Source organism: uncultured Nostoc sp., assembly GCF_964245575.1.
Taxonomy (GTDB): Bacteria; Cyanobacteriota; Cyanobacteriia; order Cyanobacteriales; family Nostocaceae; genus Nostoc.
Window position 1 is genome coordinate 1 of the sequence record NZ_CAXTNP010000361.1, and the last position, 6,778, is coordinate 6,778.

At 41.5% G+C, this 6,778-nt stretch carries 5 protein-coding genes and 2 pseudogenes; 4 read left to right on the forward strand and 3 right to left on the reverse strand.

Annotated elements, in window-relative coordinates; all coding sequences use genetic code 11:
- The 3 genes from ACFFAP_RS34300 to ACFFAP_RS34310 all read right to left on the reverse strand — a co-directional run.
- A partial coding sequence (locus ACFFAP_RS34300; protein ID WP_375515402.1) for an AAA family ATPase occupies positions 1 to 1,567 on the reverse strand: 1,567 nt, incomplete at its 3' end.
- A 367-nt stretch (positions 1,568 to 1,934) separates the two neighbouring features.
- Entirely contained in the window at positions 1,935 to 2,903 is a 969-nt protein-coding gene (locus ACFFAP_RS34305; RefSeq protein WP_375515398.1) for a ParB/RepB/Spo0J family partition protein, read from the reverse strand.
- Positions 2,900 to 3,673 (reverse strand): ParA family protein, encoded by a 774-nt coding sequence (locus ACFFAP_RS34310; protein WP_375515399.1) that lies wholly within the window; start codon positions 3,671 to 3,673, stop codon positions 2,900 to 2,902. The genes ACFFAP_RS34305 and ACFFAP_RS34310 overlap by 4 nt, the downstream gene beginning before the upstream one ends.
- Positions 3,674 to 3,794: 121 nt before the next feature.
- On the opposite strand from ACFFAP_RS34310, the gene ACFFAP_RS34315 reads away from it, so the two are divergent.
- The 4 genes and pseudogenes from ACFFAP_RS34315 (at position 3,795) to ACFFAP_RS34330 (ending at position 6,673) form a co-directional block, all read left to right on the forward strand.
- The gene (locus ACFFAP_RS34315; RefSeq protein WP_375515400.1) at positions 3,795 to 3,926 is read left to right on the forward strand and encodes a hypothetical protein; all 132 of its coding nucleotides are present in this window, start codon (positions 3,795 to 3,797) and stop codon (positions 3,924 to 3,926) included.
- 440 nt (positions 3,927 to 4,366) lie between these two features.
- Positions 4,367 to 4,606, forward strand: a pseudogene (locus ACFFAP_RS34320) (hypothetical protein); the annotation flags it as partial.
- 172 nt (positions 4,607 to 4,778) lie between these two features.
- Positions 4,779 to 5,072: pseudogene (locus tag ACFFAP_RS34325) on the forward strand (hypothetical protein); the annotation flags it as partial.
- Between the two features lie 641 nt (positions 5,073 to 5,713).
- On the forward strand, positions 5,714 to 6,673 hold the full coding sequence (locus tag ACFFAP_RS34330) for a ParM/StbA family protein (RefSeq protein WP_375515401.1): 960 nt from the start codon (positions 5,714 to 5,716) through the stop codon (positions 6,671 to 6,673).
- Positions 6,674 to 6,778 lie beyond the last annotated feature (105 nt).

The following is a 6,778-nucleotide window of genomic DNA, read 5'->3' on the forward strand; positions in this document are numbered from 1 at the left end:
GATGTCCGCCGCCGTGCCAAATACAGTCGGACATGGGACTATCAGATATCGGCTCGATTGTCGGATAAATTCCTCGATTAATTTGGTGAGCAGCAGTGATAATAGCACTCGTTTGAGCTTGGCGAAATACCTGGGTCAACCGTACCACCGGAACTCGCCCAGAATTGATCAGGTCAGCAAGTATTTGACCTGGGCCGACAGATGGTAACTGGTCAATGTCACCTACCAACAACAGTAAAGCGCCAGCCAATACTGCTTTAAGCAACGAGTAAGCCAGAAACAAATCAAGCATCGATGCTTCATCAGCGATAATTGCTGTGTAGGGTAAAGGATTTTCGCTATCGCGCTTAAAGCCCATTGAGCGGGGGTCAAATTCTAACAAGCGATGTATCGTCTTGGCTTCCAGCCCAGTCATTTCACCCAAGCGTTGAGCAGCCCGTCCAGTGGGTGCAGCCAGGGCAATAGATTTACCCATTGCTTTCCACAGAGAGACTATGGTGTGGGTGGTGAAGGTCTTTCCAACGCCAGGGCCACCAGTCAAGATCGTGATCTTAGAATAAGCTGCTGTTTCTACTGCCAAGCGTTGCTGTTCTGAAAGCTGAATTTTACGGCTAGCGGTAAAACGGTCAATCCAATCATGCACGCGCTCAATATCACTGCTGACAGGATTTTCCAAGCGTTGGCGTATCAGTTGAGCTAACTTCTGTTCAGTATGAAAGTAAGTCGGCTTGTAGCAAAGTAGTGTTTTTTCTTCATCCCACTCTCTAATCAGCTCGTCTGCGAGAGCCATATCTTTAATAATGATCGCGACCGCTTCTTCTGTGGGCTGATGAGATTCGGTAGTTAGCAGCTTGATTACCGACTCAATAAGTTCGCTTTGTGGCAGGTAACAGTGCCCATCTTCGGCGGCTTCACTTAAACAGTGGATAATTCCCGCACGATAACGAAATTCTGAGTCCGGGGCAATTCCTATATTCCGCGCAATTTTGTCAGCAGTCAGAAAACCAATCCCGTAGATGTCGGCTGCTAGCTGGTAGGGATTTTTGGTGACAGTGGCGATTGCTTCATCTTTATACTGTTTATAAATCTTCACAGCATAAGTGGTAGAAACGCCATGTCCTTGGAGAAACACCATCACTTCTTTTATCGCTTTTTGGGTTGACCAAGCGTTTTTGATTAAGGTAATTCGCTTTTTGGCGATGCCCTGAACTTCAATCAGTCGCTCAATCTGGTTTTCGATAATTTCAAGAGTTTCAAGTCCAAAGTGAGCAACAATACGCTTGGCTGTGACTGGCCCTACACCTTTGATCAGTCCACTACCCAGGTATTTCTCAATTCCGGTGAGAGTGGCTGGTTTAGTTTCTTGGTAATTGATGACTTGGAACTGGGGGCCAAATTGTGGATGGTCACGCCAGAAACCGGTTAGTTGTAAAGTCTGCCCTGGCTGGATGTTAGCAAAGCTGCCAACAATTGTTGTGAGTTCGGTGCTACGGGGGCAGGTCAGCCTTGCCACAGTGTAGCCTGACTCAGCAGAGTAAAAAGTTAAACGTTCTACGACTCCGGTGATTGTTTCGTGTTGAGGAAAGGCACTTACTTGTTGAGTGTTAGATTAGGGGGAGTGGACATTGCCTGTTAGAAGAGGCCGCACATTATTATAATATTGGAAGTCAGTTAATTATAGTACATCAATACTAACTGAGATGCCCGGTATTAGAAGTTCGAGATAAGAAATCCTCGAAACCCTTGATTTCTGATTGTTCGATCTGAAGCTCTGTTTTCACCTATTCTCAATAAGGCATATTGTTCATATTTGACAACTACCGCTCATACTGCAACATTTTACTCAATTACTTGATATAAGGTCACAGTCAATCCCCCAAATATTAGTGGTATAAAATCAAATTTTTTTATCAGTTTTAGCTAATTCATTTTTATCAATTTGTGAAGTCATTTTTCATCAATACATCCAACTGAGCCAACAACTTCTCTAGCTTTGCTTTTTTTTTCGGATCATCCCATACCTTGGACTGCTTAAAACGGCGGAGTGTGTCCTCAACACGGTCTTTCAGAGATGTTGACTCTGTTTGAGTACGAGACTCTGATTCCGGCTTCTGCTCAATTTCTGGAATCTTCCGCTTAATTTCGCTCAATGAGAGATTGTAGGCGATCGCGTCTTCTAGTAGTTGAATTCTTGTTTTTTCATTTTTCACCTTAGCGATTGCCCGTGCTTTGGTGTACTCAATTTTTCCCAAACGCAATACTGAAAGCACATCTTGAGGGAGATTGAGTAAAGGCAAGCGATTGCGAACAAATGAATCCCACTTCATGCCTCCTAACGCTGTAAATATTTCCTCCACAAGTAGAGTTTGAGAATTACCCGTAACGTTACGGGTAATTTTTCCTTTAGCTTCGTTCTCCATTTTTTGAAGCAGTTTGACAGTTTCTGACGTACTTATTGACAACCGAAATGCCAATAGTTCAAGAATACCTTCAGTCTCTTCTAGCGGATTTAGGTCTTCGCGTTGCAGGTTTTCAACGAGGCGCACTTGGTACGTAGTCGCATCATCCATTATGCGGACTACTACAGGAACCTCAGTTAAAAGAGCCATCAATGCCGCTCTGTAGCGTCTTTCCCCGGCTACTAATTCATAATCGCCCTCAGAGAGCGGACGCACTAACAGAGGTTCAAGAATACCCAATTCTTTGATTGAGTGTGATAGTTCTTCAAGCTTCTGCTCGTCGAAATAGCGCCTTGGCTGTGAGGAAGGTAGCTTGATTTTGGCAATTGCAATTATGTTAGTAGCGCTGGCTTGATCATCAGATTGTGACCCAGTTACAGTGCCAAACAGCAGATCGACAGGCTTTTTGATTGCAGCGTAAGGTTCGTTACGTTTGCTACTCACGATTTTAATTCAAGTTTATCTATGCTATTAGCAATCTTTTTGAGTACATCCACGGCTGGATGGTTTTTATCAAATAATGCTAGTGGAACTCGGCGCTCAGAAGCATCGGCAAAGGCAATAGTTTTTGGGATTGGTGGGTATACAGGAGCAATCTCTGATAGTTGTTCTTGTACAGCTTTAAGTGTACGCGATTCCTGGGCAGTTCGACCATCGAACATTGTAGGAACAAATCCAGCAAATTGCAATCTGGGGTTGGTATGACTGCGGACTTGGGTGATCGTACTGAGTAAAAGTTCAGTTCCCTTAAATGACTTAAATTGACATTGGATAGGAACGAGAATGTGAGTAGCAGCAGTCAGGCTGATGATACTAAGTAACCCCAAAGAAGGTGGACAGTCAATGAGAATGAAGTCATAATTATCTTGCACATTCAAGAGTCCATTTTTTAGGCGATATTCTCTAGCGATCGCACTACTAAGTTGCATTTCACTAGCGGCAAGATTAATGTCAGCAGGGACAAGCGCCATACTATGAATCGGTTCAGGATAGATAGGTAATGGTCTGTTATCAACTATTGTTTGTTGAATACTGATACTCAATTCGTCTGGTTCGATTCCCATAAATGTAGTGAGAGATGCCTGCGGGTCCATATCCACAAGCAAAACACGACGTTTTTTAAGTGCAAGGTGGTAGCCCAGATTTTGAGTAAGTGTTGTCTTGGCAACCCCACCACTTTGGTTAAATAGTGCAATAATCCGGGTTTGGCTCACTTTAATAAATTGCAGTTATCGCAAAAAGTACTTCTAATACAGGCAGATTGTAGCGCTTGATTAGGGGGAATACAACTCTTAGAGGTTGCAAGATTACTTTCCATTCCATACTGCCTAGAAGTTGCCTGTAGCAAGAGTATACAAGTTATCATTTGAATACCGCGAACGCGGATTGTATTTGGTGGCAGCCGAGAAAGTAGATGAACTAGAAGCAATTGTCTTAGATGCAGATACACGAACAAAAGGCGACTAACTTCTGCCAGTGTTAAAAAAATCCGAATCTGATTCTGATAACTTATGCACGCTACCAGTATTGCACTTTTTATTTCCAGCAGCGCCAATGATTTGCACTGCTGACACACGAGAAATTGCATGGGTAATCTTGCTTGAAAATACAACAGTACAACAAATATTTCTAGCCGATATCTGATGAAATATATCTAAGATAAACGCTTTTTTGGTACTACCAACAGGGAATAAAAGTGCAAGTTTACAAAAGAGCTAGTAATGGGAGAATATAAAGAACATCCTTCACTGATTAAAGTGAAAGTCCAATACCCCAACTGTGAGCAGACTGGTATCAGATTAAAAACAGGAGAAGTGATTTCGACAATAGCGATTCCTTCTCCTTGGCAGCAATGATGGCACACTCCCTCTTCAAGAGTGATTAGTAAGAGATATTTACGATTGATAATGCAAAAGTTGAAAATTTTACCCTCAATAATAACTGCACTAACGGCGCTCACGCTTAATAGTTGTAGCACCGCTACAACTGAACAGTATGAAGCTACAGCACTCACCAGTACAAGCAGGCAAGTTAAGTATGCGAATAACCTAACTAGTCAACCACAGCCACGCATTGAAACCTTTGCTAATACTTCAATGTTGAATAGGAATGGATTGAAACCGGCAGGAGCAGTTGTTGGCCCAGATGACTCAACAATTCGCAATTCGCAGTTAGCAATTCGCAATTGATTTATGGCTCCTCAACTTATTAATAAAAACACGTATCAATATTTAAGCCCACAATTAAAGTTGAGAGATAATAATTGCGAATTGCGTTAGCGTAGCGGGGCGAAGCCCATTATCAATTGCGAATTGGTGTGACCGGGGGCTATGGTGGCCTACTTTACCGCCACGACCAAGTGTTGATGAAGTTGAACAACGTAAAAGACCTTAAGAAGAGGCAGGAAAACCTGAATTGGTGAAAGATGTAAAGTACAAACTGACCTCTGGAGTAGGCAACGCACTTCATACACTGCCTACTAATTATGAAGTTTATCGACAAGTAGTAAAAGCTTACCCTCAAAAAACTCCTTTGGAATTAACCTTTTTTGAATTCAAAATGCAAAATTCAAAATTCAAAATGAAGAGAAGAATGGAAATAATTTTGAATTAATTAATTCGCTATTTTCTTGCCCCCGCCAAAATCTTCTCTACGAGACGCTGCGCGAATGATTTGGCGGTCTACCCTTCAGGAACGCCAAGGGCGAACAATTAGTAATGAGTTCAATCGGACACTAATTGTCTTTAATTTTGAATTTTGAATTTTGAATTGGAGCGAAGCGACTTGACTTTGGGTGTGAATGATAATTCAGTTGAGAAAGCTGAACCTGTAAGCAAGTAGTAACCTACTCGTTACGTAGTCAGCAAGAAGTTAGAGATCAAAACTGAATTGCTTTTCAACAAAAGATTGACAGTAAAGTATAAATCAAACAGTCAACCATCTAAATTAATTTCTGCTGCGTTGATAAAAAAGATTTCCAAAAATCCTTTTGGGGGCTATATGGGGGTTATATATACCCCAACAATAGTTCAACACTTTGGTGAGATTTTGACCCCTATATAGGGTATATATAGGTGCTAAATGGGGTATATTTGACTGGTTAACATTTTGTACCCCACTTAGCCCCCAAAGGGTTATGATAAACTCTTGAGTCTGGAGAAAAAAGGGTAGTTCTTTTATTCTTCTCTCCCTTGCTCCCTAAAATTACCTGAACAGATAATTTTCACGAATAAAAGTGTATTACCTTTGTATTTATGTCAAACATTCACACCTTGCAAAAAATTTTTCCTGCGGGTTTCGATAATGGTTATGGAAGTCTCAAACTTTTAGTCGATGGCTTTGAAGTAGTTCGTGTCCCCAGCTATATAACCAATGCAGAAATGGAAGATGTTCCAGGGCGTGTAGTTTTTAACGGCAGTGCTTACACAGTTGGAGAGTCAGCTTACCGTACAGGAAATTATTTTGACCGCAACACAGACAATAATGAAAATAAAGTCAATAATGCATTGTTGACTTTATTGGGTGCATTGGCACATCTCCCACACCGTAGGGCTTGGCACTTAAAATTAGTCGTTAGCTTACATGATGTTGGTCTGGCTGAAGAACTTCAAAAAGTACTCAATGGAGAATATAAGCCAATACTAGCTGGCAAACAATCAGACGTGAAAGTAGAAGTCATCAAAGTTGTATTAGAGGGTATGGGTGCATTGTTTGGGCATCCACTACCAAAAAAATTAACCATTTTAGACTTTGGCAATGGAACAACCCTGTATTCTCGTTACAACCAAGGGAAACGAGAAGTTCACACTGCTTACCCCATCGGTGTAGAAGTTCTCATCGATGATATCTCCCAAAAAATGAAACATTTAAATGGCGGAAAAATCGGAGATCCATCCAAAATCCGATTTTGTCTAGAGATGGGGCATACCAGGTACAGCCGTGACATCGATATCAAAGATATATACAGCGCAAGTTTAAAAGATTGGTATGAAAAATACTTGAAGAAAGTGGTGAATCTGACGCTTGATGCTAAACACCAAGGGGATGAAATCTGGGCGATTGGTGGAGGTTGCCTGTTACCCGGATTTAAGAAGCTGTTGGAGAAAAACGGCTTCAAAATCCTGGACAATCCGGTGGAAGCCAATGTCTCTGGGCTTTTAGAGATGGCAAAAACTATTTTTGCCAAGAATCCAACTACTACATCTCTTAAGTGAATATAACTATGGCAGATAAAAAAGACTTAGCACCGGAAAAAGTTCGCCTTAAAGATAATTACCGAGAGCGCATATTTGCAGAATCGCAAAAACTAGATAAAAGTT

What these genes read in the sequence shown, in the direction of transcription:
- ACFFAP_RS34330 (WP_375515401.1), top strand. Translation starts at nt 5,714, where the DNA reads ATGTCAAACATTCACACCTTGCAAAAAATTTTTCCTGCGGGTTTCGAT.